The 26732-nt window shown below is 67.4% G+C and carries 31 protein-coding genes; 16 read left to right on the top strand and 15 right to left on the bottom strand.

The window, feature by feature from the left end; all coding sequences use genetic code 11:
- Positions 1–122: 122 nt before the first annotated feature.
- Entirely contained in the window at positions 123–725 is a 603-nt protein-coding gene (locus tag A37U_RS0139790) for a hypothetical protein (protein WP_020502232.1), read from the top strand.
- Between the two features lie 3 nt (positions 726–728).
- Positions 729–1772, top strand: a complete 1044-nt coding sequence (locus A37U_RS0139785) for a helix-turn-helix domain-containing protein (RefSeq protein ID WP_026198112.1) — start codon at positions 729–731, stop codon at positions 1770–1772.
- Positions 1773–1776: 4 nt separating this feature from the next.
- On the opposite strand, the gene A37U_RS0139780 is transcribed toward A37U_RS0139785, so the two are convergent.
- The 3 genes from A37U_RS0139780 to rfbB form a co-directional block, all read right to left on the bottom strand.
- A complete protein-coding gene (locus A37U_RS0139780; RefSeq protein WP_020502230.1) occupies positions 1777–2532 on the bottom strand; it encodes a class I SAM-dependent methyltransferase in 756 nt (251 codons plus the stop codon).
- A gap of 62 nt (positions 2533–2594) precedes the next feature.
- The gene (rfbD, locus tag A37U_RS0139775) at positions 2595–3452 is read right to left on the bottom strand and encodes a dTDP-4-dehydrorhamnose reductase (RefSeq protein WP_020502229.1); all 858 of its coding nucleotides are present in this window, start codon (positions 3450–3452) and stop codon (positions 2595–2597) included.
- 22 nt (positions 3453–3474) lie between these two features.
- Positions 3475–4473: a dTDP-glucose 4,6-dehydratase gene (gene rfbB / locus A37U_RS0139770; protein ID WP_020502228.1), complete on the bottom strand. Its 999-nt coding sequence runs from the start codon at positions 4471–4473 to the stop codon at positions 3475–3477.
- Positions 4474–4582: 109 nt separating this feature from the next.
- Between rfbB and A37U_RS0139765 the strand changes: the two genes are divergently transcribed.
- Entirely contained in the window at positions 4583–5824 is a 1242-nt protein-coding gene (locus tag A37U_RS0139765; RefSeq protein ID WP_020502227.1) for an LCP family protein, read from the top strand.
- Positions 5825–5831: 7 nt separating this feature from the next.
- Here the strand turns inward: A37U_RS0139765 and A37U_RS0139760 are convergent, their stop codons facing one another.
- The gene (locus A37U_RS0139760) at positions 5832–6839 is read right to left on the bottom strand and encodes an MDR family NADP-dependent oxidoreductase (RefSeq protein WP_020502226.1); all 1008 of its coding nucleotides are present in this window, start codon (positions 6837–6839) and stop codon (positions 5832–5834) included.
- Between the two features lie 59 nt (positions 6840–6898).
- Here A37U_RS0139760 and A37U_RS0139755 point away from each other — a divergent pair, with 59 nt between their 5' ends.
- From A37U_RS0139755 to A37U_RS0139745, 3 genes are all read left to right on the top strand, one after another.
- A complete protein-coding gene (locus tag A37U_RS0139755) occupies positions 6899–7639 on the top strand; it encodes a TIGR03089 family protein (protein WP_020502225.1) in 741 nt (246 codons plus the stop codon).
- 12 nt (positions 7640–7651) lie between these two features.
- Positions 7652–8269: a LysE family translocator gene (locus tag A37U_RS0139750; protein ID WP_020502224.1), complete on the top strand. Its 618-nt coding sequence runs from the start codon at positions 7652–7654 to the stop codon at positions 8267–8269.
- Positions 8270–8563: 294 nt separating this feature from the next.
- Entirely contained in the window at positions 8564–8851 is a 288-nt protein-coding gene (locus tag A37U_RS0139745) for a YiaA/YiaB family inner membrane protein (protein ID WP_020502223.1), read from the top strand.
- A gap of 10 nt (positions 8852–8861) precedes the next feature.
- Here the strand turns inward: A37U_RS0139745 and A37U_RS0139740 are convergent, their stop codons facing one another.
- From A37U_RS0139740 to A37U_RS0139710, 6 genes are all read right to left on the bottom strand, one after another.
- A complete protein-coding gene (locus A37U_RS0139740) occupies positions 8862–10433 on the bottom strand; it encodes an FMN-binding glutamate synthase family protein (protein ID WP_020502222.1) in 1572 nt (523 codons plus the stop codon).
- 308 nt (positions 10434–10741) lie between these two features.
- On the bottom strand, positions 10742–10990 hold the full coding sequence (locus A37U_RS0139730; RefSeq protein WP_157183326.1) for a hypothetical protein: 249 nt from the start codon (positions 10988–10990) through the stop codon (positions 10742–10744).
- A gap of 82 nt (positions 10991–11072) precedes the next feature.
- On the bottom strand, positions 11073–12236 hold the full coding sequence (locus tag A37U_RS0139725; protein WP_040590080.1) for an acyl-CoA dehydrogenase family protein: 1164 nt from the start codon (positions 12234–12236) through the stop codon (positions 11073–11075).
- 23 nt (positions 12237–12259) lie between these two features.
- Positions 12260–12769, bottom strand: coding sequence for a 5-(carboxyamino)imidazole ribonucleotide mutase (gene purE, locus A37U_RS0139720; protein ID WP_020502218.1), 510 nt, complete (start codon positions 12767–12769; stop codon positions 12260–12262).
- Between the two features lie 18 nt (positions 12770–12787).
- Positions 12788–13969 (bottom strand): 5-(carboxyamino)imidazole ribonucleotide synthase, encoded by a 1182-nt coding sequence (locus A37U_RS0139715; RefSeq protein ID WP_020502217.1) that lies wholly within the window; start codon positions 13967–13969, stop codon positions 12788–12790.
- On the bottom strand, positions 13966–14256 hold the full coding sequence (locus tag A37U_RS0139710; protein ID WP_020502216.1) for a YciI family protein: 291 nt from the start codon (positions 14254–14256) through the stop codon (positions 13966–13968). The genes A37U_RS0139715 and A37U_RS0139710 overlap by 4 nt, the downstream gene beginning before the upstream one ends.
- 181 nt (positions 14257–14437) lie before the next feature.
- On the opposite strand from A37U_RS0139710, the gene trpS reads away from it, so the two are divergent.
- Positions 14438–15406, top strand: a complete 969-nt coding sequence (gene trpS, locus A37U_RS0139705) for a tryptophan--tRNA ligase (RefSeq protein WP_020502215.1) — start codon at positions 14438–14440, stop codon at positions 15404–15406.
- 221 nt (positions 15407–15627) lie between these two features.
- On the opposite strand, the gene A37U_RS0139700 is transcribed toward trpS, so the two are convergent.
- A complete protein-coding gene (locus A37U_RS0139700) occupies positions 15628–16260 on the bottom strand; it encodes a TetR family transcriptional regulator (RefSeq protein ID WP_020502214.1) in 633 nt (210 codons plus the stop codon).
- Positions 16261–16341: 81 nt separating this feature from the next.
- Here A37U_RS0139700 and A37U_RS0139695 point away from each other — a divergent pair, with 81 nt between their 5' ends.
- The 4 genes from A37U_RS0139695 to A37U_RS0139680 all read left to right on the top strand — a co-directional run bounded on the left by A37U_RS0139695 (position 16342) and on the right by A37U_RS0139680 (position 19625).
- Positions 16342–17751 (top strand): FAD-dependent monooxygenase, encoded by a 1410-nt coding sequence (locus tag A37U_RS0139695; protein ID WP_026198110.1) that lies wholly within the window; start codon positions 16342–16344, stop codon positions 17749–17751.
- Between the two features lie 79 nt (positions 17752–17830).
- Complete coding sequence (locus A37U_RS0139690) at positions 17831–18304, top strand: RNA polymerase sigma factor (RefSeq protein ID WP_020502212.1); 474 nt, start codon at positions 17831–17833, stop codon at positions 18302–18304.
- The gene (locus tag A37U_RS0139685; RefSeq protein ID WP_020502211.1) at positions 18304–18906 is read left to right on the top strand and encodes a methylated-DNA--[protein]-cysteine S-methyltransferase; all 603 of its coding nucleotides are present in this window, start codon (positions 18304–18306) and stop codon (positions 18904–18906) included. The genes A37U_RS0139690 and A37U_RS0139685 overlap by 1 nt, the downstream gene beginning before the upstream one ends.
- Positions 18903–19625, top strand: a complete 723-nt coding sequence (locus tag A37U_RS0139680) for a 2OG-Fe(II) oxygenase (protein ID WP_020502210.1) — start codon at positions 18903–18905, stop codon at positions 19623–19625. Before A37U_RS0139685 ends, A37U_RS0139680 begins: the two co-directional genes overlap by 4 nt.
- 52 nt (positions 19626–19677) lie before the next feature.
- Here A37U_RS0139680 and A37U_RS47670 read toward each other — a convergent pair whose 3' ends face one another.
- Genes A37U_RS47670 through A37U_RS0139665 form a run of 3 tightly spaced genes read right to left on the bottom strand, consistent with a single transcriptional unit; the run spans position 19678 to position 20857 of the window.
- The gene (locus A37U_RS47670) at positions 19678–20007 is read right to left on the bottom strand and encodes a cupin domain-containing protein (protein WP_205623125.1); all 330 of its coding nucleotides are present in this window, start codon (positions 20005–20007) and stop codon (positions 19678–19680) included.
- 4 nt (positions 20008–20011) lie between these two features.
- Positions 20012–20551 carry a YbaK/EbsC family protein gene (locus A37U_RS47665; protein ID WP_020502209.1) on the bottom strand — a complete coding sequence of 180 codons (540 nt, stop codon included), beginning with the start codon at positions 20549–20551 and terminating at the stop codon, positions 20012–20014.
- A gap of 6 nt (positions 20552–20557) precedes the next feature.
- On the bottom strand, positions 20558–20857 hold the full coding sequence (locus A37U_RS0139665; RefSeq protein WP_020502208.1) for an ArsR/SmtB family transcription factor: 300 nt from the start codon (positions 20855–20857) through the stop codon (positions 20558–20560).
- Between the two features lie 110 nt (positions 20858–20967).
- On the opposite strand from A37U_RS0139665, the gene A37U_RS0139660 reads away from it, so the two are divergent.
- Positions 20968–22443: an adenylate/guanylate cyclase domain-containing protein gene (locus A37U_RS0139660; RefSeq protein ID WP_026198107.1), complete on the top strand. Its 1476-nt coding sequence runs from the start codon at positions 20968–20970 to the stop codon at positions 22441–22443.
- Between the two features lie 9 nt (positions 22444–22452).
- Here A37U_RS0139660 and A37U_RS0139655 read toward each other — a convergent pair whose 3' ends face one another.
- Complete coding sequence (locus A37U_RS0139655) at positions 22453–23343, bottom strand: LysR family transcriptional regulator (RefSeq protein WP_020502206.1); 891 nt, start codon at positions 23341–23343, stop codon at positions 22453–22455.
- A gap of 77 nt (positions 23344–23420) precedes the next feature.
- Here A37U_RS0139655 and A37U_RS0139650 point away from each other — a divergent pair, with 77 nt between their 5' ends.
- The 4 genes from A37U_RS0139650 to A37U_RS0139635 all read left to right on the top strand — a co-directional run bounded on the left by A37U_RS0139650 (position 23421) and on the right by A37U_RS0139635 (position 26714).
- On the top strand, positions 23421–24155 hold the full coding sequence (locus A37U_RS0139650) for a sulfite exporter TauE/SafE family protein (RefSeq protein ID WP_020502205.1): 735 nt from the start codon (positions 23421–23423) through the stop codon (positions 24153–24155).
- Positions 24156–24469: 314 nt separating this feature from the next.
- A complete protein-coding gene (ectA, locus tag A37U_RS0139645; RefSeq protein WP_020502204.1) occupies positions 24470–24976 on the top strand; it encodes a diaminobutyrate acetyltransferase in 507 nt (168 codons plus the stop codon).
- Positions 24977–25034: 58 nt separating this feature from the next.
- Positions 25035–26285 carry a diaminobutyrate--2-oxoglutarate transaminase gene (ectB, locus tag A37U_RS0139640; protein WP_020502203.1) on the top strand — a complete coding sequence of 417 codons (1251 nt, stop codon included), beginning with the start codon at positions 25035–25037 and terminating at the stop codon, positions 26283–26285.
- A gap of 36 nt (positions 26286–26321) precedes the next feature.
- A complete protein-coding gene (locus A37U_RS0139635) occupies positions 26322–26714 on the top strand; it encodes an ectoine synthase (RefSeq protein ID WP_026198106.1) in 393 nt (130 codons plus the stop codon).
- Positions 26715–26732: the final 18 nt, after the last annotated feature.

Raw genomic sequence — 26732 nt, 5'->3', positions numbered from 1 at the left:
AGTGTCCGCGTTCCGCGCGAACCGTGTGACAGGTTCATGACAAACCGCGATGCCCGGTCAGGGTTTCCGCGCCTCGATGTGCCAAGGAGCAGATCGACCTCGATGTTGGTATATTTTCTGGTATGAATTCGCACACCGCGCAGCACGATGTGCTTGCTGAACTCGGTGACAAGGTACAGGCGGCTGTCGCGCAGAGTGTGGCTGCGGCTCGCGCAGACTTGTCCGAGTACCGGGAGCTGCGTCCTGCTTGGGTGGCCGAGCATTCCGAAGGTGGTCTGGCGAACTGGATTCACGACCGGGTCTGGTCGCACCTGATGCATCAGCTTGACGGCGAGCCAGATGTCACAGTCGTCGATCAAGAACCAACGAGGTCATTCCGGATCGGGACGAGGTATCTCGTTCGTGTCAAACGGCACGGACCCGGAGACAAGATCAGTACCTACCCGACCCAGACGGCACTGCAGTTTTACCTGCAGGGTGTACAGACCCGCTTTCCTGGGATGGACGAGATTCGGCTCGTGGCTGGATACTTATGGGACCCCGAGACGCGAGCTGTCGGTGATGCGGTGATCTCGATGCGAGACGGTCTGGACAACGTGGTGTGGAGCGTTGTCGTCGATGTCGACCCGGGGAGTGGAGCGGTCGGTATCCGGCCTGTGCCTACCGAGCCGACGCCGCCGACTCTCGAGTTCCCGGATGCCGGACGGGTTGGAGAGGAGGAATAGGATATGGCCGGTATAGGCGAAGCCTTGGTCACGTTTCGGCAGGCTCGTGGCATGACGCAAGCCGAGCTGGCTGAGCGGTCAGGAGTGACCCAGGCGGCGTTATCGCGCTATGAGTCGGATCTCCGGTCGCCCGATGACGAAGTCATCGATGCTCTTGCGGGTGCTCTGGGCGTGACTCGAGAATTCCTCCGTCGGTCCAGGCATATTCGTGGACCGATGGCGGTTGATGTCCACATGCGACGTCGGGCAACCGCGAAAGCCACGGTGTGGCGCCAGCTTGAAGCGCGGCTCAATACCTATCGCATGCATGCGCGGCAACTGTTCGAGGAAATCACGATGCGCGCGGAACAGACAGTTCCGCGGTTTGACCCGCTCGAAACTCCCGCGGCTGATGCCGCGCGTATGGTTCGCATGCAATGGCGTATGCCGATAGGTCCTGTTCGGGGGACGATCCGGTGGCTCGAATCGGCTGGTTGCCTGGTGATCATGGAGGATTTCGGCACCGCACGGGTCGATGGACTATCGCAGTGGGTTGACGATCTGCCGGTTATGCTCGTCAACCGGCGTTCGCCCGTGGACCGGATCAGGCTGACACTGGCGCACGAGCTCGGCCATCTTTGCTTGCATTCGGTGGATTTCACCAACCAAATGGAGCAGGACGCTGATCAGTTCGCTGCGGAATTCTTGATGCCGACAGAAGCGATTCGTACACAGCTTCGCAATCTCGATCTCGGTCGATTGCTGGACCTCAAGCGCGAGTGGGGAGTGTCGATGCAGGCACTGATCGAGAAGGCTCATTCACTCAAATTGATCACCCCGGGGACACGTACCAACCTTTACAAGGCACTCTCGGCTCGCGGCTGGCGTACTCGTGAACCGGTGTCAGAAGAGTTGATGCCGGAGACCGTGAGCTTACCGAGTGATATCGCTGCTGCGGTGCTCGACCGAGGTCTCAATGCCGATGAGCTCGCACGTATCGCCGGCTTCGCTTCGGACACCGACAATACGGTTTTCCGTCCAGCGCAGCCACATCTGCACGCTGTTTGATCGGTCAGGGTTTCCGCGCCTCGATGAGAAACCGGCAGGACTCGGTGACGAAGGATCCCTCCCGCTGAATGTGCTCGTGCATCCGGTGCAGGGTTTCCCGGTAGCGCTCGACACTGAAATCGGGAACCGTCCAGACGACCTTGCGCAGGAAGTAGACCACCGCGCCGATATCGAAGAACTCCACCCGCAGCCGTTCGGTGCGCAGGTCGAGCACTTCGAGCCCGGCTTGTTCGGCGCCGCCGCGCGCGTCCTCGGTGCGGCGCGCCCGATAGTGTTCGGCGGGCAGTTCGCCGAGGAAGTACGCGCTGAGCCCGCTGAGGTTTTCCGGGCCGATCTGCTGGGAAAGGTAGCTGCCGCCGGGCCGGAGGACCCGCGCGATCTCGGCCCACCAGGTGGTCACCGGATGCCTGCTGGTCACCAGTTCGAAGGCGTTGTCCGCGAACGGAAGCGGCGGCTCGTCCTCATCGGCGACCACGGCGGCGCCGCGCGGATGCAGCCGCTCGGTCGCGCGGGCGAGGTTCGGCGGCCAGGCCTCGGTCGCGACCATCAGTGGCGGCAGGGTCTCGGCCTCGCCGACTACTTCCCCGCCCCCGGTCTGGATGTCCAGTGCCGAGCAGACCCCGGCCAGCCTGCGCGCCATCAGCCGCGCGTATCCCCAGGAGGGACGCTGTTCGGTGGCCCGCCCGTCGAGCCAGGCGAAATCCCACCCGTCGATCGAGGCTGTCGCCGCCTCATCGATCAGTTCCTCGAATGTGGCCATGTGGCTATTCTGGCAACCCCATCAACTCAATTCCCCGCTGAGCGCACCACGGAGCCGAGCGTTCAGGCGAAGGAACCGGCAGCGTAGGCCCGGTGCAGCGCGTCCCGCCAGTCCGGGAGCGGGGTGAGCCCGGCCGCGCGCCACGCGGCATCCCCGAGCACCGAGTACGCGGGACGCGCGGTCGGGGACGGGAACTCCTCGGTGGTGCACGCTCGCACCCGTTCCGGATCGGCGCCGGCCTCGGTGAAGATCGCCTTGGCGAAGCCGCACCAAGTGGTCTGGCCGCTGCCCGAGGCATGCAGCAGCTGCGGCAGCTCGCGCTCGCCGAGTGCCGCGGCGAGCTCGAGCAGCCCGTCCGCGAGATCGGCCGACCAGGTCGGGGTGCCGTGCTGGTCGTCGACCACGGTGAGGGTCTCACGCTCACGCTGCAGGCGCAGCATGGTCCTGACGAAGTTGGCCCCGTGCGCGCCATACACCCATGCGGTGCGCACCACGTGCCCGCCCGCGGCGAGCACGGCCTGTTCCCCGGCGAGCTTGCTGCGCCCGTACACCGAATTCGGCGCGGTCGGATCGGCAGGCTCGTAGGGGTGGTCCGCGTCCCCGCCGAACACGTAGTCGGTGGACACGTGCACGCAGGCGATGCCGAACTCCGCGCAGGCGTTCGCGAGCAGTTCCGGCCCGCGCGCGTTCACCGCGAACGCGGCGTCCACATCGGACTCCGCCTTGTCCACCGCGGTGTACGCGGCCGCGTTGAACAGCACCGAACCGCCCGCTCCGGCGAATTCGCCGAGCCGGGCCTTGACACTCGCTTCCTCGGTGATGTCCAGCTCGGCCGAGGAGTAGGCCCAGTTCGTCGCTGTCTTGGCGGCCAGATCGCTGCCCAGCTGCCCGCGCGCTCCGGTGACCAGTACCTCGGTCATGCCTCGTCTCCTGATCCGGTTGTCACGCCAACGCCGCCCGTTCCTTCAGCGGCTCCCACCAGTCCCGGTTCTCGGTGTACCAGGCGACCGTCTCGGCGAGCCCCTTGTCGAAGGCCACCTGGGGCGCGTAACCGAGTTCGGCGGAGATCTTGCCGATGTCCACCGAGTAGCGCCGGTCGTGTGCCTTGCGGTCCTCGACGGGCCGCACCGAGGACCAGTCCCTGCCGGTCGCCTCGAGCAGTTTCTCGGTGAGTGCCCGATTGGTGAGCTCGGTTCCGCCGCCGATGTTGTAGATCTCCCCGGTTTTTCCGGACTCGGCGACCAGCGAGATCCCATAGCAGTGGTCGTCCACGTGCAGCCAGTCGCGCACATTGAGCCCGTCGCCGTAGAGCGGGACCTGTTTCCCATCGAGCAGGTTCGTCACGAACAGTGGGATGACCTTCTCCGGGAACTGGTACGGCCCGTAGTTGTTGGAGCAGCGGGTCACGCAGACCGGGAGGCCGTGGGTGATCGCGTAGGACCGGGCGAGCAGATCCGAGCTGGCCTTGGACGCGGAATAGGGCGAGTTCGGCTCGAGGATGTGGTCCTCGCGCCAGGAACCGGACTCGATGGTGCCGTACACCTCGTCGGTGGACACGTGCACGAACTTGCCGACCCCGGCGTCGAGCGCGGCCTGCAGCAGGGTCTGGGTGCCGACTACATTGGTGAGTACGAATTCCGACGAGCCCGCGATGGAGCGGTCCACGTGGGACTCGGCGGCGAAGTGCACCACGAGGTCGACCCCGCGCATCAGTTCGGCCACCTCCTCGGCCTCGCAGATGTCGCCGTGCACGAACCGCAGCCGGGCACTGTCCCGGACCGGGTCGAGGTTCTCCTCGTTGCCCGCATAGGTGAGCTTGTCGAGGACGATCACCTCGGCACCGGAGAAGGCCGGGTACGCGCCGCTGAGCACCTGGCGGGTGAAGTGCGAGCCGATGAAGCCCGCGCCGCCGGTGACGAGAATTCGAGACACTGCGTTCACCGCACCAGTCTCGCACGCCACGTTCGGGTCATCCTCACGTGACCGCCGTGGTTGGCACGTGTGCGCAGCGCGACGCAGACTAGACTCGCGGCAGCCGAGAGGGAGACGAGTGGGCGATCCAGCGAAACCGGCCGACGGGGCGGGACGGGCGTTCAAGCCGACGCCGTACCCGCGCGCGACCAATGCACCCCTGCCCGCGGCCCCGCAGCCGCCGCGGACGAAGGCGCAACGGGTGCGCTACGGCGTCAAGGTCGGGTTGATCGTGCTCTCCGTGGTCGCGCTCGTGGGGACCGGTGTCGCCTGGGGCGTGGTGAACTGGTTCCGGGGCAACACGAACACCGCCGATGTGCTCTCCACCAAGGGCGAGGGCCCCAGCGCGAACGACGGGGCGGAGGACATCCTGCTGGTCGGCAGCGACAGCCGCACCGATATCCAGGGCAATCCGCTGCCGCTCGATGTACTCAAGCGGCTGCGCACCGAGGCGACCGACGGGGTCAACACCGACACCATGATGCTGCTGCGGATCCCGCGCGGTGGCGGGAAGGCGAAGGCGATCTCCATTCCGCGGGACACCTACCTGAACGTCCCCGGTCAGGGCTCGGAGAAGATCAACGCCGCCTACGGGCGCACCGCAGGGCAGGAGATGGCCGCGCTGCGGGCGAACGGGGAAAGCGGCCCGGAAGTCGAGCGCAAATCGCGCCAGGCGGGCGCGCGCAAGCTCGTGCAGGCCGTGCAGGGCCTGACCGGCGCGCACATCGATCACTACGCCGAGGTCAACCTCTACGGTTTCTATCTGCTCACCAATGCCGTCGGCGGGGTTCCCGTCTGTCTCAAGCACGCGACCAAGGACAAGGATTCCGGCGCCGACTTCACCGCGGGCTGGCAGACGGTCAGCGGCGGCCAGGCACTGTCCTTCGTGCGCCAGCGCAAGAACCTGCCGCACGGCGACCTCGACCGGATCAAGCGCCAGCAGGTGTTCCTCGCCTCCGCCGCCAACCAGGTGCTCTCCGCGGGCACCCTCACCGATCCCGGCAAACTCTCCGGGCTGGTGGACACGGTGCGCAAGGCGATGCTGTTCGACAACGACTTCGACATCACCCAGTTCGTCCAGCAGGCGCAAGGGCTCGCCGGGGGCAATGTCGACTTCGCCACCATTCCCGTCGAGGCGGTCGGCGCGCACACCGAAGGCGGGCAGAGCATCGTCAAGGTGGACCTCGGCGCGGTGCACCGCTTCGTCGCGAACATCTTCACCCAGCAGACGCCGGAACCGCAGGGCAGGCCGGCTCCTCCGGGACGGACCGCGCCCGCGGCCGCCATGGCGGAACTGAACAGCCCGAAGTGCGTCGACTGATCCGTGATCACCCCAGCCGGACCGAAACGTTCCCGGTGAAGCGGCCGTCCAGCAGATCCCGCAGCGCCCGCGGGGCGGCCTCGATCCCGCCATCGACCACCGTGTGCGGGTAAACCAGGCCTTCGCCGAGCCAGTGGGAGAACAGCGGCGTCCACTCGGTGAAGGCGTGCCAGCCGTGATGCAGCGCGAAGCCCCGGACCGTCAGGTCCTTCACGACCGCGGTCCCGGTGTCCAGCCGTGGCCATGGTGCGCCCGCCCGGGTGGCGAGTGCGCCGCAGACGGCGAAGCGTGCGTGGTCGGCGGCGCACTCGACCGCGGCCTCGAACTGTGCCCCACCGACGAGGTCGAAGTAGACGCTGATGCCCTCGGGCGCGGCCGCGCGCAGCCGCGTGACGAGATCCCCGTCGTGGTAGTCGATCGCCTCGTCGAAGCCGAGCTCTTCGACCAGCCACCGGCATTTGGCCGCCGAGCCCGCCGTGCCGATCACCCGTGCGGCCCCGAGCCTGCGGGCGATCTGCCCGGCAAGCGAACCGACCCCGCCTGCCGCCCCGGAGACGAGCACGGTGTCGCCCTCGGTCACTCCGGCGATGTCCCGCATCCCCAGTAGCGCGGTCGCGCCGTTGCGGATCGCGAGGTGATAGCAGGGCTCGGGCAGCGCGGCCGGATCGAGGACGGTCGCCTCGGTCGTATCGGCGTAGTCGGCCCAGGGCCCGCGGAACAGCACGAGATCCCCGACGCGGATGTGCGGGACGCCCGTCGCGGCGACCCGGCCGACCGTGTCCGAGCGCAGCGGGCGATCGAGCGCGAACTGCGGGAGTGGAATTTCGCTCTCGGGATCCATGAGCGGGCGCAGCGCCGCCACGATGCCCAGGTACTCGTTGCGCACCAACACCCGGCCGGGCTCGGGTGGCGCGAGCGGGACCTCGACCAGGCGGAACTCCTCGCTGGTGAGCTTTCCCTGTGGGCGTGCGGCGAGGTGCACCTCGCGGGCGGTCTGCGGCAGATGGTCCGGCATGCCCGGACCATGCACGTTCGACTCCGGTTGAGTTCAAGCTGTGCTCTAAGCTCGTCGTGATGGGCATTACCGAATCGGTGCTGGTCCCGCTGCTGCGCACGGAAGCGTCGCGGCCGTTGATCACGCACTATGACGATGAACAGGGCAGCAGGGTCGAGCTCTCCGTGGCGACCACCGCGAACTGGGCGGCGAAGACGGCGAACTGGCTGCGCGAGGAAACCGAACTGGAGCCCGGTGATCCGGTCGGCTTCACCCTGCCACCGCACTGGCAAACGCTGGGCATCCTGTTCGGTGTCTGGTGGTGTGGCGGGGATGTGCGCACCGAGGCGCCGGGTGCGCCGATCGCGTTCGTCCCCGAAGGGGGCTCTGTCGATGGGGGTTCGGCGGACGCGGAACTGACCGCCGAGGTCAGCCTGCATCCCATGGGGCTCGGGCTCAGTGGTGAACCGACCGGCGGGGCCATCGATTTCGTCGAGGACGCCCGGTTGCACGGGGACGACTTCGTAGCGATCGATCCGGCCGGCCCGGAAACGGCCGCACTCGCCGGGCAACCGGTCGCCACGGTGCTCGAACGGGCCAGGGAACGGGCGAGCGAACTCGGGATCGAGCGCGGCACCAGGGTGCTCTCCACCGCGGACTGGACGATTCCGGACGGACTGGTGGATGTGCTCGCCGTGTTCGCGGCCGGTGGCGCGCTCGTGCAATGCACCAACGTCTCAGCGCAGTGCACCAGTGCGGATCCGGCCAAGCTGGAAGAGCGCGCTAACACCGAGCGGTGCACGCTACTGTTGCCGGCATGACCTGGTCGACCTATGGGGGTGTTCCTGCTCGCCGTGCTGCTCGGTGCCATGGTTCCCGGGCCGACGACCGCGCTCGTGATCCGGCGCAGTGCGTTGCGCGGCACCGGTTCCACGGTGCCCATGGTCACCGGGATGGAGCTCGGCCTCGTCGCCTGGGTGATCGCGGCGGCGCTCGGGGTGACCGCGCTGCTCTCCGCGAGCGAGCTGGCCTACACGGTGCTGCGCGTCGCGGGCGCGCTGTTCCTGATCTACCTGGGTATCCAGGCCTGGCTGGCCGCGCGGCGGATCGACGGGGACGCCGAACTCGGCGCGGGCACCAGTGAGCGCGCGACCGCGTGGCGGGCTTTCGGCACCGGACTGGTCACCAACATCGCCAACCCGAAGATCGCCGCGTTCACCTTCGCGTTCTACCCGCAGTTCCTGCCGCAGGGCGGCGATCTGCTGTTCGCGACCTGCCTGCTCGCGCTCTCGCAAATTTTCGTGGACGCCGCCTGGTCCCTCGGCCTCGCCATGTTCGTCGGGCGGGCGCGCCGGTTTTTCCAGCGCGCGAAGATCCGCAAACGGCTGGAACGCATGACCGGGACCGTGCTGATCGCGCTCGGCATCGGGATGGCCGCGGACAAGCTGTAACCGCCCGGTTACGCAGGCATGCGAGACGACCACGGCCCGTAACTCGTCGAGCACGCTCGCGCAATAGGGCGGCGATGGAATAGCGGGCGTCAACAACCCCGAACGAAAGGTTCCCTCATGACCAGCATCGTCGGCCTGCTCGACCAGATCCTCGCCATCATCGGCATTCACTGACGAAGGACTGAGCCGGGCGGGGCGCGGGTACCGGCCCGCGCCCCGCCCGGGTAGAACTACGCATACCGAACGCGGGGAATCACCGATGTCCGGCCCCCGGTTTCCCGGCAGAGTTCCGGTATGGCGAACATAACCAGCTCGAACAACACTACGAATGCTTTCTTCGCGCAGGCGGCGATCTCGTTCGCCGTGGCGCTGGTCGCGGTCACCATCGGGGTGATCTTCCTGCCGGTCAGCGGCTGGGTGCGCGGCTTTCTCAGTCTCGGCGTGCTCTACACCGTGACCTCCGCGTTCACCCTCGCCAAGTGCGTACGGGACCGCCAGCAGGAAACCCAGTTGATCAGCAGGGTGGATCAGGCGCGGATGGAGAAATACCTCGCCGAGCATGATCCGCTGAAACAGCCCTGAACGGCCCCGCTCAGCCGAACTGATCCGGGTCGGCCTTCGCCCAGTCCTGTTCCCAGCTCTGCGGAGCCTGCTCGACCAGCTGTCCCGGCTCCAGCCATTCGTAGAACTCGGCGTAGGTGCGCACGGTGAACGGATCGGTGCGCCTGCTCAGCAGGTGCGGGCCGAGCTCCTCCGGCCGGTGCGCGCCGAGTGAGGCCATGATGCGCAGGCAGGACTCGACCGTTGAGCGCTGATAGTTGTGCACCCGCTCGGCCTTGTCCCCGACGTGCAGCGCCCGGGTCCGGCGCGGATCCTGGGTGGCCACCCCGGTCGGGCAGGTGTTGGTGTGGCAGCGCTGCGCCTGGATGCAGCCGACCGCGAACATCATGGCCCGCGCCGCGTTCGTGTAATCCGCGCCCGCGGCCATCCGCTTGACCATGTCCGCCCCGGTCGCGACCTTCCCACTCGCTCCGATCCGGATCCGGTCCCGCAGCCCGGAACCCACCAGCGCGTTGTGCACGGTGAGCAGCCCCTCGGTCAGCGGCAGCCCGATGTGGTCGGTGAATTCCAGTGGTGCGGCACCGGTTCCGCCCTCGGCCCCGTCCACGATGATGAAGTCCGGGGTGACCCCTTCGGCGAGCATCGCCTTGCACACCGCGAGAAACTGCCTGCGCGAGCCGACGCACAGTTTGAAGCCGGTCGGTTTGCCGCCCGCGAGTTCTCGCATCCGCGCCACGAAGGCGACCAGTTCCCGTGGCGTGGAGAAGGTGCGGTGATAGGGCGGGGAGATCACCGTTTCGCCCCGGGTGACCTCACGGACCCGGGCGATCTCGGCGTTCACCTTGTCCCCGGGAAGTACCCCGCCGATACCCGGTTTCGCACCCTGGGACAGTTTCAGTGAGACACATTTCACCGAATCGGTCGCCGCCTTCTCCGCGAATTTCGCCTCGTCGAATCCGCCGTCCGGGGTACGGCAACCGAAATAACCGGTGCCGATTTCCCAGATCAGATCGCCGCCGTAACGCAGATGATGGTCGGAAAGACCACCCTCCCCGGTATCGTGCGCGAAGCCGCCGAGCGCCGCGCCCTTGTTCAGCGCCAGAATCGCATTCGTGGAAAGCGAACCGAAACTCATCGCGGAGACATTGAGCAACGCCATATCGTAGGGCTTCGTGCAGTCCGGCCCGCCGACCCGCACCTTCGGCGGTTCGCTTTCCTGCGGGACAGGGGCCATCGAATGCACGAAAGACTCATAGCCGAGCGCGTAGACATCGCGCTCCGTGCCGAACGCCGCCTCGTCCCCGTCCCCCTTGGCCCGTTCATAGACCAGGGTGCGCACATCCCGGTCATAGGGGCGGCCATCGTAGTTGCGCTCGATGAAGTATTGCTGCAGTTCCGGCCGCAGTTCCTCCATCAGAAAACGCAAATGTCCGAGTACGGGGTAATTGCGCAGAATGGAATGGTGTCGCTGGCTCACATCGTGGACCGCGGTCACGGCCAGCGCGAGCAGCGGCAGCGTGAGAAAAAGCCACCACGCAGAGACGAGAACGGGAAGGGAAAACGAGGCGAGTCCAATGACCGCGAGCCCGCCCACGACAAGCATTCGGATCACCTGTTCACCGTAGACTCCGCGGTCACAGCGCGAGCATGCGGGCCAGCACGGAGCGGATCCCGGAGGCCGGGTTTTACTGCGCGTAGCCGGATATCGGTTGCCAGGTGAACAGCAGCAGCATGCACAACAGGGCGCCGAGCGGGGCGACGACCAGCGCGCTCACCGCGATGACCTTGATGACGTGCACCTCACGGGCGATCTGGGTGAGCAGCAGCCTGATCTGCCAGTTCTCGGACGCGGGTACATTCTCGGTTCGGGCATACCCGCCTATCGCGGAGCGGCACCCGAGCGTTGCGGGATCAGCCTGTCCTGCCGGACGAGCCTGCCTTCATGCCGATGAGAGTGGCCATCACGCCGAGCAGACCCAGCCCTGCGGCGCAGTAGCCGAGGAGCGCCATGATGCCGCCCCCGATATCGGTCGGCGCGCCGAACTTGCCCACCCCGCCGATCGCGAGGGCGTAGTACAGGACGACGAGTAGAACACCGACGGCGAGCACGGCTGCCGAGAACCGCAGCCAACTCCGTGCGCTCGAACGGTAGTCACCCATCGGCACAGGCTAGTCCACCGAGCGTGGCTCTCGCGAGCTATCGTCCACTGTCTCCTCGGCTGGATGCTGCTCGCTGCGAAGATCAGCCTTTGAGCAGCGAACGGGCCATGACCATGCGCTGGATCTGGTTGGTGCCCTCGTAGATCTGGGTTATCTTGGCGTCCCGCATCATGCGCTCGACGGGGAAGTCCCTGGTGTAGCCTGCTCCGCCGAAGAGCTGCACGGCGTCTGTGGTGACCGACATCGCGACGTCGGAGGCGTAGCATTTCGCCGCACTGGCAAGGAATCCGGCGCGCTGGTCGCCGCGTTCGGTTGCGGCTGCCGAGGTGTAGACCATGCCGCGTGCGGCCTCGGTCTTCATGGCCATATCGGCGAGCATGAATTGCAGGCCCTGGAATTCGCCGATGGCTTTGCCGAACTGTTTGCGTTCTTTGACGTAGGCGACGGCCTGGTCGAGCGCGCCCTGGGCGATCCCGAGGGCCTGGGCGCCGATGGTGGGCCTGGTGTGGTCGAGGGTGCGCAGTGCGGTCTTGAGTCCGGTGCCCGGCTCGCCGATGATCCGGTCGCCGGGGAGCACGCAGTTCTCGAAGTAGATCTCCCGGGTGGGGGAGCCTTTGATGCCGAGTTTGCGTTCCTTGGGCCCGACGGAGAATCCGGGGTCGTCTTTGTGCACGACGAAGGCGGAGATGCCGTTGGCTTTCTTCTCGGCGTCCGGATCGCTGACCGCCATGACGGTGTACCAGGTGGATTCGCCCGCGTTGGTTATCCAGCATTTGGTGCCGTTGAGCACCCAGTTCTCGCCGTCCCGGCGCGCGGTGGTGCGCATGGCGGCGGTGTCCGAACCCGCTTCCCGCTCGGAGAGCGCGTAGGAGGCGGTGGCCTCGCCGTTCGCGATGGAGGGCAGCACCTGCTTTTTCAGTTCCTCGGAGGCGGAGAGCAGGATGGGCTGGGTGCCGAGTTTGTTCACCGCGGGAATGAGCGAGGAGGAGGCGCAGACCCTGGCGACCTCTTCGATCACGATGCACGCGGAGACGGCATCGGCGCCCTGGCCGTCGTAGGGCTCGGGGATGTGCACCGCATTGAACCCGGCCTTGGCGAGCGCGGCCTCGGCCTCCTTGGGGTAGCGCGAGTCCTCGTCCACCTCGGCGGCGTGCGGTGCGATCTCCTTCTCGGCAAGCGCGCGGACCGCCTCGCGGAGCGCGTCGTGCTCCTCACCGAGCTGGTAAAGGCCATAGTTCTGTTCCACGTGTGGCACCTCCACGCGCTATGTTAGCGCTCGTTTACCTGTTCCGTCTCGATGCTGTCACGCAGCGCACGATCCTTCTGCTCGACAAGGGCCTCGAGCTCGGCCTGGAAGGCGCCCATCCGGGCGCGCAGTCCCTGGTCGGTCGCGGCGAGGATGCGCACCGCGAGCAACCCGGCGTTGCGGGCTCCGCCGATGGACACGGTGGCCACCGGCACCCCGGCGGGCATCTGCACGATGGACAGCAGCGAGTCCATCCCGTCCAGGTGTTTGAGCGGCACCGGGACCCCGATGACCGGGAGCGGAGTGGCCGCGGCGACCATGCCCGGCAGGTGCGCCGCCCCGCCCGCGCCCGCGATGATCACGCTGATCCCGCGGTCGGCTGCCGAGCGCGCGTAGTCGAGCATCTTGTCCGGGGTGCGGTGCGCGGAGACCACGCCGACCTCGTGCTCCACGCCGAACTCGCGCAGTGCCTCGGCGGCCGCGGACAGGGTCGGCCAGTCGGAATCGCTGCCCATGATCAAACCAACGCGCATGTGGTGCTCTCTCCTTGCTCAGTGAATCGAGAATCCGTCCGGCCAGCGTCCGGTGCCGAGGAATGCGGCGGCCAGCTCGGCCTCGGCGCGCAGCGGGTTCATGCGCTCGCCGAGCATGGTGACGTGCCCGAGTTTGCGTCCCGGCCGCTCGGCCTTGCCGTACCAGTGCACCTTGGCGCCGGGGAACCGGGCGAACAGGTGGTGCATCCGTTCGTCGATGCGCAGGTTGGGCTCGGTGCCGCCGAGCACATTGCCCATGACCACGGCGGGCGCGAGGGGTTCGGTGCGCCCGAGCGGATAGTCGAGCACCGCGCGCAGGTGTTGTTCGAACTGCGAGGTGCGGGCGCCGTCGATGCTCCAGTGCCCGGAGTTGTGCGGGCGCATGGCGAGCTCGTTCACCACTACCCCGGTGTTCGTCTCGAACAGTTCGACCGCGAGCACTCCGACCACGCCGAGCTCCTCGGCGATCCGGATGGCCAGCCGTTGCGCATCGGCGGCCAGCTGTTCGGAAAGCCCGGGCGCGGGAGCGAGTACTTCGACGCAGATCCCGTCCCGCTGCACGGTTTCCACCACCGGCCACGCGGCGGCCTGGCCGAACGGGGAGCGGGCGACCATCGCGGAGAGTTCACGGCGCATCTCGACGTGCTGTTCGACCATCAGCGGGGTACCCGCTCCGAGCAGCTCGCGCACCAGCACGCTCGCTTCTTCCGGGGAACCGAGCAGCCACACCCCGCGTCCGTCGTACCCGCCGCGGATGGCCTTGGCCACGACCGGCCAGCCGTGCTCCGCACCGAAGGCGAGCACCTCGCCGACCTCGTGCACCTCGGTGAACGCGGGGACCGCGATATCGTGCGCGGCCAGTTCGGTGCGCATGACCAGCTTGTCCTGGGCGTGCCGCAGCGCGTTCGAGCCCGGACAGACCGTGTACCCCTCGGCCTCGAGCGCGCGCAGGTGCTCGCCGGGCACGTGCTCGTGATCGAAGGTGAGCACGGTGCACTCCTGCGCGAACGCGCGCAGCGCCTCGAGGTCGGTGTGTTTGCCGAGCCGCACATCCGGGGTGACCACGGCGGCCGACTCGTCCTCGGCGACGGCGAGCACGCGCAGTGACTGGCCGAGCGCGATCGCGGCCTGGTGGGTCATGCGCGCCAGCTGTCCGCCGCCGACCATGCCGACGACCGGCAGCCCGATCGGCGAGCTCACGACTGCTCGTCCCGGAACGCGGCGAGGGCTTCGTGGGTCTTCGAGGCGAGGAACTTGGTCACCTCGTATTCGGCGACTTCGGCGAACGGGTCCCGCGCGAGTGCCGCGTCGAGTTCCTCCCTCGAGATGGAGGCGAACAGCAGCATCCCGCCGAGCCGTGGTTCCTGGCGGCCGGAGGCGAGCAGGCGCTCGGCCGCGTACTGTTCCTCGAGCCAGGCGACGTGTTCGGACAGCCGGGCGTCGATCTCGGTCAGATCGGCGGGGTAGGTGAGCTTGACGACGTACATACCGAGAAGCCTAACCGGCGCGTTACACTGGCCGTATGCAGTGTTCGCAGCGTATGAGTGCGTGGTGGGCCGCCTGACGGCGGCCGAGTCGAACACGCGATGGAAATGGCCGCCCAGAGGGCGGCCGTTCTGCGTATCCGGTGGCTCCTCGGGCGGCGAGAAACCGACAAGGAGCTAAGGCATGATCCGCTTTTCCGGCGCAACTCCGTCCGGCCGGGTCCATCTCGGCAATTACCTCGGCGCGATCCAGCACTGGGCCGATCGCGCCGACTACCACGGTGACCTCTATTTCGTCTCCGATCTGCACGCGATGACCAAGCGGTACAGCCCGGCGCAGCTGCGCGTGCTGACCAGGGAACTGCACGCCACGCTCATCGCCTCGGGCATTCCGGCCGAACGGATCTTCGTGCAGTCCGATCTGCTCGCCGAACACGCCTCGCTCTCCTGGATTCTGGAATGTGTGTGCACCTTCGGCGAGGCGCGGCGGATGACGCAGTTCAAGGAGAAGTCGAAGGGAGAGAACGGGGTCCGGCTCGGTCTGCTCACCTATCCGACACTGATGGCCGCCGACATCCTGTTGCACGGTGCGCAGGAGGTCCCGGTCGGGGACGATCAGCGCCAGCACGTGGAGCTGGCGCGGTCGCTCGCGCGGCGGTTCAACACCGAGTACGGCGAGGTGTTCACGGTTCCGCGCGCGGTGACCCCGCCGGTCGGGGCGCGGATCATGGACCTCGCCGAACCGAGCCGCAAGATGGCGAAATCCAGTGCCGACGCGGTGGGAACCATATTCCTGCGCGATGAACCGGAAATCATCGAGCGCAAGATTTCCCGGGCGGTCACCGATTCTTCCGGAATTGTTCGCTACGCTCCCGAAGAACAACCAGGAGTGACGAATCTGGTGGATATTCTGTCGACCATTCGCGGGGAAAACCCCAGGGAGCTCGCGGAGTCGATAACCGGCTATGCGGAACTCAAGCGAATGGTGACCGATGCCGTTCTGGATCGGCTCCGGCCCATTCGCAAGACGATCGACGAGCTGCTCGCCGATCAGGCCGAACTGGACCGGTTGCGGGCCGACGCCGCCGAACTCGCGGTCGAGCGTGCCCGGCCGCGGTTGCATGCCGCAATGCAACTTGCAGGAATCGGCTGAGTGGTTCGGGGGCGGTCAGTTGCGCTTCGGTATCTGGCCGATCCCTCCGCATTGTTTGCAGGTATTGCCGTTACGATCCATGCCGCTTCCGTGGCAGCCCGAACATTCTTCCATCTCGAAAGCGACCATGGGAACAGGAAATCGCATGGCAGGTGTATTGGCAATCCGCTGTCTGAGGGAAACGTCCCCGGTCGGTACGGAAACGTGATCTTCTCCTCTTGTCATCGCTCGCTCTCTCGGATCGTCCGCAGCCCGGTGATCAGGATATGCAGGCTGTACCGGAAGTCGTCCACCTGCGCCGATCCTTCCCGGTGGCGCTCGAGCAGGCTACGCGCAAGCACCGGATAAGGGAAGCTTTCTCCGGTGATCAGCGCGTGTTCCTCGGTCTGGGGGGCGCGGGTCTGATCCTCGACGGCGCGGCCGAGTACGAAGTGGATGATCGCGCCCGAGGCGCGGGACGCGTCGGAGAGCGGGAAACCCGCCCGGTGCAGGGTTTCGGTGACCAGCTCGGCGAACTCGCCCAGCGCGCGGGCGCGGATCAGGTCCGCGCCCGAGGCGATCCGTGCCCCATCGCGGACGCCGAGCAGGCCCTGCCACAGGGTTTCCGCCGCTTCGGTGAGCCAGGACCACCACGGTTGCCCGCGATGCCCGGCGTGTAACGGGGTCAGCGCCGGGGCGAGCAGTTGGTCGGTCATCTCGTCGAGCAGGGCGCGTTTGTTCGGGAAATGCCAGTACAGTGCGGGAGCCTTGACGCCGAGCTCGGTCGCGAGCCTGCGCACCGTGAGCTTGTCCAACCCCTCGGAGTCCAGTAGCCGCAAGGCGATCTGGGCGGCGTACTTCTTGTCGATCGGCAAGCCCGACTCCTCTCGGCTGGGTTGACAGCCTAACAAAGCCGTTTCATGGTTTAATCTCTTTAACAAGTTAAGGAGATGATCATGGACGCGGATGTGCTCATCGTCGGTGCCGGGCCGGTGGGACTGTTGCTGTCGGCCGAGCTCCGGCTCGGTGGCGCGGAGGTGGTCGTACTGGAAAGATCGGCGAAGCCGAACGAGGAGAAACGGGCGCGGGCGATCGGTCCGCTGGCCTTCGAGGCGCTGTGCCGGCGCGGCCTCGGCCCGGAAATCGCCGAATACACCGGGATCGGGCTCGCCGACCTCCGGCACGATCACGGCAGCACGCTGCGGCATTTCGCCTGGATATTCAAGATCGAGGAGGAACCGGGGCGCGCGGGTGCGCCGATCTGGCAGCCGGATCTGGAACGGATACTGCGGGAGTACGCACGCGGACTCGGGGTGGTGGTGCACTGGGGGACCGGGGTCGAGACGGTCGTGCAGGATTCCGCTGGGGTCACCGCGGGTGCGGCCGGAACACAATGGCGCGCCCGTTATCTCGTCGGCTGCGACGGCGGGCGCAGCACGGTGCGCGGGCTCGCCGGATTCGCGTTCCCGGGAACCGAACCGACCATGATCACCAGGGTGACCGAGGTGGATCCGGAAAAGCTCGGAGAACTACCGGAGGCCGGGGATTACCCGGGCGGCAAACTGATGCACGGCGGAACGTTGCTCGGCACCACGGAGTTCGGCACCGGCACCGACGGTCCACTCACGACGGAGGAGCTGCGCGCCAGCATCCGCAGGATCACCGGCGCCGATGTGCCGATCACCGAACTGCGCGAGCCGCGCAAGTTCACCGATCGCGCGCACCAGGCGAGCACCTATCGCAGCGGGCGGGTGCTGATCGCCGGGGATGCCGCGCATGTGCACTCGCCCAACGGCGGACAGGGACTCAACCTCGGCCTGGTCGACGCGGCGAACCTCGGCTGGAAGCTCGCCTCGGTGATCGCCGGGACCAAAGGGGAGGAGCTGCTGGACAGCTACCCGAGCGAACGTCACCCCGCCGGTGCCGCCGTGCTGCGCAACACCCGGGCCCAGTCCGCCTTGCTGTGGCAGGGCGAACACATCGGTGCACTGCGCGAACTGCTCGCTGAGCTGATGGATCTCCCCGCGGCCAACCGATATTTCTGGCGGCTGCTCACCGGAACCGGGGACCGCTATGAATTCCCTTACCCGGCAAGCCATCCGCGCACCGGGTTCGCCTGCGGTGACCTGGAACCGGGCGGCCGCCCGGTCGCCGAGTACACCGAGGACGGAACGGCTCTGCTCGCGCTGCCGCGCGGTACCGCCGTGCCCGTACCGGAGCGGGTGCGGGTGCTCGAGCTCGCCGCGCCCATCGAGGAGGACCTGAGCGGGGTGCTGATCCGCCCGGACGGCACCATCGCCTGGGCGTGCGCGGGCGAGGACACCGATGGGCTCGCGATCGCGCTGCGCACCTGGTTCGGCGGATAAACTCACGTTTCGCGGGTCAGCGTCGTCTACCGGGTGTGCTACCGATGCTGGAGTCCCATCAATACTGGAGTCCTGTCAAATGAAGGCGTTCGAAGAGATCGTCGCCGAACACGGCGCGACCGTGCTCCGGGTGTGCCGGGCAGTGCTCGGGCACGCCGATGCGGAGGACGCCGCGGCGGAGACGTTCCTCGCCGCGCTCAAGGCGTATCCCGGGCTTCCGGAGACCGCCAATGTGCAGGCGTGGCTGGTCACGATCGCGCACCGGAAGGCGATCGATGCCACCCGCGCGGCGAAGCGGAGAGCGGTCACCGTGCCCGAACCGCCGGAGCGCCACTCCGGGATCGGGCGCCCCGAACAGGCCGATCCGGATCTGTGGTCGGCGCTCGGCGAACTCTCGCTGACCCAGCGGGCCGCCGTCGCTTATCACTATCTGGCCGGTCTGCCGTACAAGGAGATCGCCGAGATCACCGGTAGCAGCACCGCGGCCGTGCGCAGAGCGGCGGCGGACGGGGTGCGGAAACTCCGCACGATCTACCCAAGGGAGTGCGAATGATGACCGCGGACAAGGACATCGCCGGAATGCTCGCCGGGGACGAGACCGAGGCGCTCGCCCGTCTGCATGCCCGGCTCGCCGAACAGGCCGCGAGCGAGGGCGTGCTGGACATCGCCTACCGCACGCATGACACCCCGGTCGGGCGGCTGCTGCTCGCCGCGACCGAGGCCGGTGTGCTGCGGGTGGCCTACGAACGCGAGGAACACGAGCGGGTGCTGGCGAACCTCGCCGACACCGTGAGCCCGCGAATCCTGCGCGCACCGGGCAGGCTGGACCGGCTCGCCACCGAACTCGACGAGTACTTCACCGGAAAGCGGACCGGTTTCGATGTGCCGCTGGATCTGCGGCTGAGCAAGGGATTCCGCCGCGAGGTGCTCAGCCACCTGGCGGACATCGGCTACGGGGAGACCGCGAGTTACGCGGGAATAGCCGCGGCCGCGGGCAGTCCGCGTGCGGTGCGCGCGGCCGGTTCGGCCTGTGCGACGAACCCGATCCCGGTCGTGCTGCCCTGCCATCGGGTGGTGCGTTCGGACGGATCGCTTTCCGGGTACGTGGGCGGAGTCGAAGCGAAACGGAAACTGCTCGAACTGGAGGCGGCGTGAACACCAGCGTGAACATCTACGAGAAACGTGTGGCCGCGGCGGACTGGTCAGCGGTGCACCGCGAGGTCGACGAGTACGGCTGCGCCTTGTTGCCCCGGCTGCTCACCGAGACCGAATGCGCGAGCCTCGCCGAGCTCTATCCGGAACCCGAACATTTCCGGTCCACCATCGATATGCGCCGTCACCGGTTCGGCGAAGGGGAGTACCACTACTTCGCCGAACCGTTCCCGGAGCCGATCGCCCGGCTGCGCGAGGCGCTGTACCCGAGGCTGCTGCCGATCGCGCGGGACTGGGCGCAGCGGCTCGGCAGGCAGGCCGAATGGCCGGACACCCTCGCCGAATGGCTGGAGATCTGCCACGCGGCAGGGCAGCGGCGGCCCACCCCGATCCTGCTGCGCTATGCCGAGGGCGGATGGAACGCGCTGCACCGGGATCTGTACGGGGACAAGGTTTTCCCGCTGCAGGTGGTTATCAACCTGAGCAACCCCGGGGTGGACCACACCGGTGGGGAGTTCCTGCTCGTCGAACAGCGGATGCGGGCTCAGTCACGGGGCACGGCCACCGTGATCCCGCACGGGCACGGGCTCGTGTTCACCACGAGGGACCGCCCGGTGCGCTCGGCGCGTGGCTGGTCGACCGCGCAGGTGCGGCACGGGGTGTCCGCGGTGCGCAGCGGCCTGCGCTACACCCTGGGCCTGGTCTTTCACGATGCGGCCTGACCCGCGGTTCAACTCGGGCCATCGCCGGTCGGCCGCACTCCGGCCTGCTCGATCATGAGCATGGTGGTCCGCTGCGGCGCGATCGGCCGCGGGGCCGCAGGCCCCGGGGAACGGTGATTCCCTGACCTTGGCCCAGTTCGGCGCTGTCGTGCCCGTCCAGTTCGATGATCAGGCGCCCGTCGATGACGGAGCAGAACTCGTCTTCCTCGTCGTGCCGATGCCAGTGGTGCTCACCGGAGACGACACCGAGGCGGATCACCGAATCGTTCACCCGGCACAGCGTCTGGTTGAACCACGGTTCGGTGACCGCCCGCGCCAGAGCTGGGACATCGATGTGCTCCAGCGGCTCGTATTTCGGGTCCATGTGGATGACGTGAGGCATCGGATCAGGCATGGCCGGGCGCCGTTTCCCGCCGGTTCGCGCTATCGGCGGATTCGGCTGATTGCTCGGCGATCGCGTGCACCGTGGGCGCCGCGATCCGGCGATAGTCCTCGGTGGCCAGGGCGAGGGAACGGTCCAGGCGCGCGGCGTTGAAGAAGATCTCCTCGTGCTCGAACAGCGCGGGGTCCACGACGAGCTCGAGTTCGCCGGTGAACGTCAGCGGCAGGATGGTGCCGCTGACGCTGCCGGAAAGCCGTTCGGCCGTCTCGTTGTCGGCGAATCCCGCGTAGCGCCCGTTGCAGAGCGCTTTCAGTGCAGCCAGATCCACCCGGGTGTTCCCGGGAACCACGGCGAGCGCGTACTTTCGCGTTTTCTTGTCCACTTTGATCAGGACGACGACGCATTTGGCCGCCTGCCGCACCGGATGCCCGCGCAGTTCGCTGACCGGTTCCGTCCGGCCCTCCGGAGCATGGTCGATCGTCCGATACCTCGCGCCGTGCTCGTCCAGCAGTCCGATCAGTCGCTCATACGTACTGACACCCACGTTCGCTCACCAATCGTCTTGGAAGGTTTGCTTGATTTCCCGGATCCGGTCCTCATCGCGCCGGTAGAACACCCACTGCTTGCTGCGCTTCGCCCGCAGCAGCCCCGCCGCGGTGAGTACCTTCAGGTGTTCGCCCGCGGTCGGCTGACTGACCTCCAGCTTCTGCGCGATCAGCACCCCGCAGACGCCGTCGGTCAGCAGATCTCCGTCGACCTGCGGGGGAAAGTGTGCGACCGGATCGCGCAGCCACTCCAGAATCTGCAGCCGCCGCCCGCTGGCCAGTGCCTTGAGAACCTCGACCTCCATCAATTAGGGAGTTTGCTAATTGGCTAATCGTTTGTCAAGGTCCGATGCACCGGTGCCGCGCGAGCACGTGCGACCGGGAGCGGCACCGGCTCCCCTCTAAGATCGGCGGTGTGCGAGACCGCGAGCGCCCCGAGCTTCCCCTGGTGCTTCGCGCGTCGTTCGGTCTCGGTCTGCTCGGTGTGGCCACGAGTGCGGCCGGGGTGCTCACGATCGGCTTGCTCGCCTGGCTCAACGGTGCCCCGGAGCGGTTCGGCAGGCATGTCGGTCTGCTCGCCACCGTGGGCATCGGGCTGACCGCCTTCGCGCTCGTGGTCGGTATGTCGGTGAACACGGCGCTGCAGCGGCGGGCGATCGGCCCACTGCGCGAGGGCGGGGAACTCACCGCGGTGCAGGCGACAGCGGTCTATCGGCTCCCCGCGCGGCTGATGCTGGTCTCCGGGGCGCTCTGGCTGCTCGGGGTGGCCGTGATGAGCGTGCTGATGTTCAGCCTGCTCTCCTATACCGACGCGGCGACCGGGGTCGCGTTCATCGCGCTCGGCGGGATCACCACGACCGCCTACGCCTATCTCGCGACCGAGCGGCTGCTGCGCCCGGTGATGAGCCGAGTGCTCGAGTCGTACCAGGCGCGCAGGGGAACGGTGCTCGGCAGGCTCGCGGTGACCTGGGTGCTCTCCGGCGGGGTTCCGCTCGTCGCGGTGGTCATCGCGCTCTCCTACACCCGCTCGAGCCAGGACGAGCGGATCCGCGTGGTGTTCGTGCTCGCCGGGATCGGGGTGTTCCTCGGGATCGCGAGCACGGTTCTGCTCGCCCGCTCGGTCGGGCTCCCGCTGCGCCGGATGCGGACCGCGCTCGAGCGCATCGCCAGGGACGATTTCGACGCCCGGGTGGAGGTCAACAACACCACCGAGATCGGACTGATGCAGGCCTCGGTGAACGATCTGGCCCGCGGGCTGCGCGAACGCGAGCGCATGCGGGACCTGTTCGAGCGCCATGTCGGGGATTCGGTCGTGGACCACGCGATGTCCGTCGGTGCCTCGCTCAGCGGTGAACTCACCGAGGTTGTGGCGCTGTTCGTGGATGTCATCGGTTCCACCGAACTGGCCTACGCCCTGCCGACCGAGGACTTCGTGGCCAAGCTCAACCGGCTGCTCGGCGGAGTCGTCGCCGAGATCGACCGGGAGGGCGGGCTGGTCAACAAGTTCGAGGGGGACGCGACGCTGTGCATCTTCGGCGCCCCGGTGCAGCACGCCGATCCGGCGAGCGCCGCACTGCGGGCCGCGCGCCGGATCCGGGACTCGGTCACCGAGGCCGGGGAACTGGATGTGGGGATCGGGATCGCGGGCGGGCGGGTGTTCGCCGGTCAGCTGGGCACCAGGAGCAGGCTGGAGTACACCGTCATCGGGGACGCGGTGAACGAGGCGGCGCGGCTCACCGAGGCGGCGAAGGCGCTCCCGGGGCGGGTGCTCGCCAGCGAATCGGTGATCGAGCAGTGCAGTACGGGGGAGCGGGAGTGCTGGTCCGAGCACGCGCGCCTGGAACTGCGCGGGCGCGCGGACGAGACGCTGTGCTTCACGAGTCAGCGCTGAGCCGCGTCGTCAGCAAAGCTCGCGCAACACCGTCAGCGCGGCGGTGATCAGCGGATGCCCGCCGGCACCCCTGCGGGTCACCGTCAGCAGCGGCCTGCTCGGCGCGGGATCGGCGAGCGGGGTGCGCACCACGGCCGGTTCCGCGGGCAGCCGCACCAGCCTCGGCAGCAGCGCGATCCCGAGGCCGCGGCCGGCCAGCCCGGCGACCGCGGACCACTCGAACACCTCGTGCGCGATGTCCGGAGTGAACCCCGCGGTCCCGCACAGCGCGAGGATGGTCTGCCGGTAGGCGGTCTCCGGCATGCCGAGCACCCATTGTTCGCGCGCCAGATCGGCCAGCCGCACCCGGTCCGCCCCGGCCAGCGGATGCTCGGGCGCGGTGAGCAGGTCGTAGGGATCCTCGAGCAGCGGGAGGCTTTCGAAGCCGGGGTCCTCGAGCGGCGGGCTCTCCGGGGTCGCCATGGTCACCGCGAGGTCCACCGCGCCGCGGAAGAGCAGGTCGAAGCAGGCGGGCGGTTCGGCCTCGACGATCCGCATCCGGACCTCGGGAAAGCGCTCCCGCATGGTGACCGCGGCGGGTGCGAGCAGGGCCGAGACCGCGGTGGTGATTCCGCAGACCCGCAGCTCACCGCTCGGTGGCGCGTCCGCGTGCAGCCGGGCCTGCGCCTGCTCCCAGCACTGTTCGATCGCCTCGGCGTGGTGCAGCAGTTCGCGCGCCTTCGGGGTCAGGTACACGTGCCGCCCGTGCGGTTCGAGCAGGGTGACGCCCAGCTCTTTGCCGAGCTGGCGCACCTGCTGGGAGGCGGCCGAGGGGGTCAGATACAGCGCGTGCGCCGCGGCGGTGAGCGTGCCGTATTCGGCGAGGGCGCGCAGCACGCGCAGTCGGCGCAAGTCGATCATCAACTGCCGATTCTAAACAGAACCGTTCAGAAATCGAACCTGGTCACGGCGGGTTCACGGCGGCAGACTCGGCCGTCGTGTCCTGGTCGATCGCAGTTCTCATCGCCGTTTCCGGTCTCGCCGCGGGTATCTCGGGAACGGTCACCGGCCTCGGCTCGGTGTTCTCCTATCCGGCCCTGCTCGCGGCCGGGATTCCACCGGCGGCGGCGAACGTGACCAATACCTTCTCCCTGGCCATCGGCACCGTGGCGGCGGTACCGAGCTCCCGGCGCGAACTCGCGGGGCAGTGGGGAGCCGCGCGCGCGCTCGGGCTCGCCTGCGTGCTCGGCAGCGCACTGGGTGCGGCCCTGGTGCTGCTCACCCCGTCCGGCGCGTTCGAGCGAGTGGTGCCGTTCCTGGTGGGTGGTGCGGCACTGGCGATCCTGGCGCCCCGGCCCGCGGTGCACCGGGTACGCACCTGGCCCGCCGTGCTCGGCGTGTTCGCGGTCGCGGTCTACGGTGGCTATTTCGCCGCCGCTGCCGGGGTACTCGTGCTCGCCGTGCTGCTCGCGACGCGCAGCGGCAGCCTCGTCCGGCTGAACGCGCTGAAGAACCTGCTCACCCTGGTCGCCGATGTGGTCGCCGCGGTGGCCTTCGCGCTGTTCGGGCACATCGTGTGGCTCGCCGTGCCGCCGCTGGTGTTCGGCCTGCTCGTGGGCTCCTGGCTGGGCCCGGTGATCGCCCGCGTGCTGCCCGAGCGGCTGCTGCGCTACGGCATCGCGCTCGCCGGGGCCGGGCTCGCCGTGAAACTGGGGTTCGACGCGTTCGGATAGGGCTTGTGCTCGACCTGTTATGTGGTGTCTACTACTGCCCTGCCGCCGTCCGGCGCGACTTCTGGAATACCACCCGTGGTATCGCGCGCCCGGCAGTCCTCTATCACGTGACCCTGGGTCAAGTGAAGACCTTTGTCGCCCTCATCACCCGGTTGTTTTTGTTCCCCCTGGTAGCGCGGCTGTGTGTGAATCGTGTTTCTGAAATTGCGGGCAGGTTTCTGTTAGCTTCGGCTGGCGAGTCGGAGAGCGGTCCCCGGCAGTGTGCGAAAAAGACGTGCATCGCCAGGCGGGCTATTGAGGGACTGGTGACAAGAGTGAGTGATTCGAGTGGCGATACCTCGGGCGTCGTCATAGCCGAGCCCACGGTCGCCGATGGTGCCGAGCTGTGGCGGATCGCCCGCGATTCAGGAAAACTCGACCTCAACTCCTCGTACGCGTATTTGCTCTGGGCGCGAGATTTCTCCGCTACCTCCGCGGTGGCGCGGGTGGACGGTGCGATTGCCGGATTCGTTCTCGGATATCGGCGACCGGAGGCACCGGAAGCGCTGTTGATCTGGCAGGTTGCCGTCAACGCGAGGGCGCGTGGACGGGGTGTTGCCGGGAAGATGCTCGATCATCTCGTGCAACGCCTTGCGCCGGAGGTCTCGCATCTGGAGACGACGGTAACCCCGGACAATGCGGCATCGATCGCATTGTTCGATTCCTTCGCGAAGCGTTGGTCGGCGGATATGGAAACCAACGAGCTATTCGCCTCGACACAGTTTCCGGATGAGCACGAACCGGAGAACTTGTACAGAATCGGTCCGCTCGTAGGGCGTTAGTCACATTCGTTTGCGATGGCGCATGCGATGCGAATCCGAGAAAGCAGATGACAAAGAAATGAATATTTTCGAAACGTTTGAATCCGAAGTCCGCAGCTACAGCCGCGGCTGGCCGGTTATTTTCGATCGTGCGAAGGGTAGTTATCTGTACGAGGAGGACGGCAAGCCCTACCTCGACTTCTTCGCGGGCGCCGGCGCGCTGAACTACGGGCACAACAACCCGATCCTCAAGGAAGCGCTGCTCGAGTACATCTCCCGGGACGGCGTCACCCACGCCCTGGACATGGGCACCGTGGCCAAGCGGGAATTCCTCGAGTCGTTCAGCGAGCGGATCCTCAAACCGCGCAACCTGGACTACAAGGTGCAGTTCCCGGGGCCGACCGGGGCGAACGCGGTAGAGGCCGCGCTCAAGCTGGCCCGCAAGATCACCGGCAAGGAAGCGATCGTGAACTTCACGAACGCCTTCCACGGCATGACCCTCGGCGCGCTCTCGGTCACCGGGAACTCGATGAAGCGCGGTGGCGCGGGTATCCCGCTCGTGCACTCCACGCCGATGCCGTACGACAACTACTTCGACGGGACGACCCCGGACTTCCTGTTCTTCGAGCGGCTGCTCGAGGACTCCGGCAGCGGGCTCAACGAACCCGGAGCGGTGATCGTGGAGACCGTGCAGGGCGAGGGCGGGATCAACGCCGCGCGCATCGAATGGCTGCAGGGGCTCGCCGAACTGTGCGAGAAGCACGGGATGCTGCTGATCGTCGACGATGTGCAGATGGGCAACGGCCGCACCGGTCCGTTCTTCTCCTTCGAGCACGCCGGGATCACCCCGGACATCGTGACCGTCTCCAAGTCCATCGGCGGCTACGGGCTGCCCATGGCCCTGACCCTGTTCAAGTCCGAGCACGACGTCTGGGGCCCCGGTGAGCACAACGGGACCTTCCGCGGCAACAGCCCGGCCTTCGTCACCGCGGCCAAGGCGCTGGAGACCTACTGGGCCGACGACGAGTTGGAGCGCTCCACCCTGGCCAAGGGGGAGCGGCTGGCCGCCGCGCTCGGCACCCTCGCCGAGGAGAACGCCGAGGCCGGGCTCCTGGTCAAGGGGCGCGGGCTGGCTCGCGGGCTGCAGTTCCCGAGCGGTGATCTCGCGGCGAAGGTGTGCGCGAGCGCGTTCGAGCGCGGCCTGCTCATGGAGACCTCCGGACCTTCGGACGAGGTCGTCAAGCAGCTCCCGCCGCTGACGCTCACCGAGGAAGAACTGGAGCAGGGAATCGCGATCATCTCCGAAGCCGTACGCTCCGTCATGGGCTGACGAAAGCCCAGCCGACAGCGACGTTTGGAGGAAGAGTTGATCGTCCGTTCGCTTAGCGACATCGAGGACACCGACGACGACATCAAGAGCGAGAACTGGCGCAGCAAGCGCATCATCCTCGCTCGGGAGAAGCTCGGTTTCTCGGTGCACGAGACGACTCTCTACGCGGGCACGGTGAGCGACTTCTGGTACGCCAACCACATCGAGGCCGTGTTCATCACCCAGGGTGAGGGTGAAGTGGAGAACAGGGAGACCGGAGAGGTTTTCCAGCTCAAGCCGGGCACGATCTACGTGCTCAACAACCACGACAAGCACCAGGTCCGGCCGAAGACCGAGATCAAGTGCGTGTGCGTGTTCAACCCACCGGTGACCGGCCGGGAGACGCATGACGAGAACGGCGTCTACCCGCTGATCACCGAGGACGACTGACAGTCCGCGAGGCACAGG

This window comes from Sciscionella marina DSM 45152 (assembly GCF_000379465.1).
GTDB classification, from domain to species: Bacteria; Actinomycetota; Actinomycetes; order Mycobacteriales; family Pseudonocardiaceae; genus Sciscionella; species Sciscionella marina.
This window is presented reverse-complemented; position numbering and strand designations above follow the sequence as displayed.

Bases quoted from the DNA above. Each gene is read 5' to 3' on its own strand.
- A37U_RS0139665 (WP_020502208.1), bottom strand. From the start codon at position 20,857: ATGGAGGTCGAGGTTCTCAAGGCACTGGCCAGCGGGCGGCGGCTGCAG.
- A37U_RS47670 (WP_205623125.1), bottom strand. From the start codon at position 20,007: ATGCCTCACGTCATCCACATGGACCCGAAATACGAGCCGCTGGAGCAC.
- purE (WP_020502218.1), bottom strand. From the start codon at position 12,769: ATGCGCGTTGGTTTGATCATGGGCAGCGATTCCGACTGGCCGACCCTG.
- rfbD (WP_020502229.1), bottom strand. From the start codon at position 3,452: ATGACCGAGGTACTGGTCACCGGAGCGCGCGGGCAGCTGGGCAGCGAT.
- A37U_RS0139745 (WP_020502223.1), top strand. From the start codon at position 8,564: ATGGCGAACATAACCAGCTCGAACAACACTACGAATGCTTTCTTCGCG.
- A37U_RS0139690 (WP_020502212.1), top strand. From the start codon at position 17,831: ATGAAGGCGTTCGAAGAGATCGTCGCCGAACACGGCGCGACCGTGCTC.
- trpS (WP_020502215.1), top strand. From the start codon at position 14,438: ATGATCCGCTTTTCCGGCGCAACTCCGTCCGGCCGGGTCCATCTCGGC.
- A37U_RS0139710 (WP_020502216.1), bottom strand. From the start codon at position 14,256: ATGTACGTCGTCAAGCTCACCTACCCCGCCGATCTGACCGAGATCGAC.
- A37U_RS0139730 (WP_157183326.1), bottom strand. From the start codon at position 10,990: ATGGGTGACTACCGTTCGAGCGCACGGAGTTGGCTGCGGTTCTCGGCA.
- A37U_RS0139755 (WP_020502225.1), top strand. From the start codon at position 6,899: ATGGGCATTACCGAATCGGTGCTGGTCCCGCTGCTGCGCACGGAAGCG.
- A37U_RS0139685 (WP_020502211.1), top strand. From the start codon at position 18,304: ATGACCGCGGACAAGGACATCGCCGGAATGCTCGCCGGGGACGAGACC.
- A37U_RS0139750 (WP_020502224.1), top strand. From the start codon at position 7,652: ATGGGGGTGTTCCTGCTCGCCGTGCTGCTCGGTGCCATGGTTCCCGGG.
- ectB (WP_020502203.1), top strand. From the start codon at position 25,035: ATGAATATTTTCGAAACGTTTGAATCCGAAGTCCGCAGCTACAGCCGC.
- A37U_RS0139760 (WP_020502226.1), bottom strand. From the start codon at position 6,839: ATGCCGGACCATCTGCCGCAGACCGCCCGCGAGGTGCACCTCGCCGCA.
- A37U_RS0139695 (WP_026198110.1), top strand. From the start codon at position 16,342: ATGGACGCGGATGTGCTCATCGTCGGTGCCGGGCCGGTGGGACTGTTG.
- A37U_RS0139740 (WP_020502222.1), bottom strand. From the start codon at position 10,433: ATGCTTGTCGTGGGCGGGCTCGCGGTCATTGGACTCGCCTCGTTTTCC.
- A37U_RS0139785 (WP_026198112.1), top strand. From the start codon at position 729: ATGGCCGGTATAGGCGAAGCCTTGGTCACGTTTCGGCAGGCTCGTGGC.
- A37U_RS0139780 (WP_020502230.1), bottom strand. From the start codon at position 2,532: ATGGCCACATTCGAGGAACTGATCGATGAGGCGGCGACAGCCTCGATC.
- A37U_RS0139655 (WP_020502206.1), bottom strand. From the start codon at position 23,343: ATGATCGACTTGCGCCGACTGCGCGTGCTGCGCGCCCTCGCCGAATAC.
- A37U_RS0139790 (WP_020502232.1), top strand. From the start codon at position 123: ATGAATTCGCACACCGCGCAGCACGATGTGCTTGCTGAACTCGGTGAC.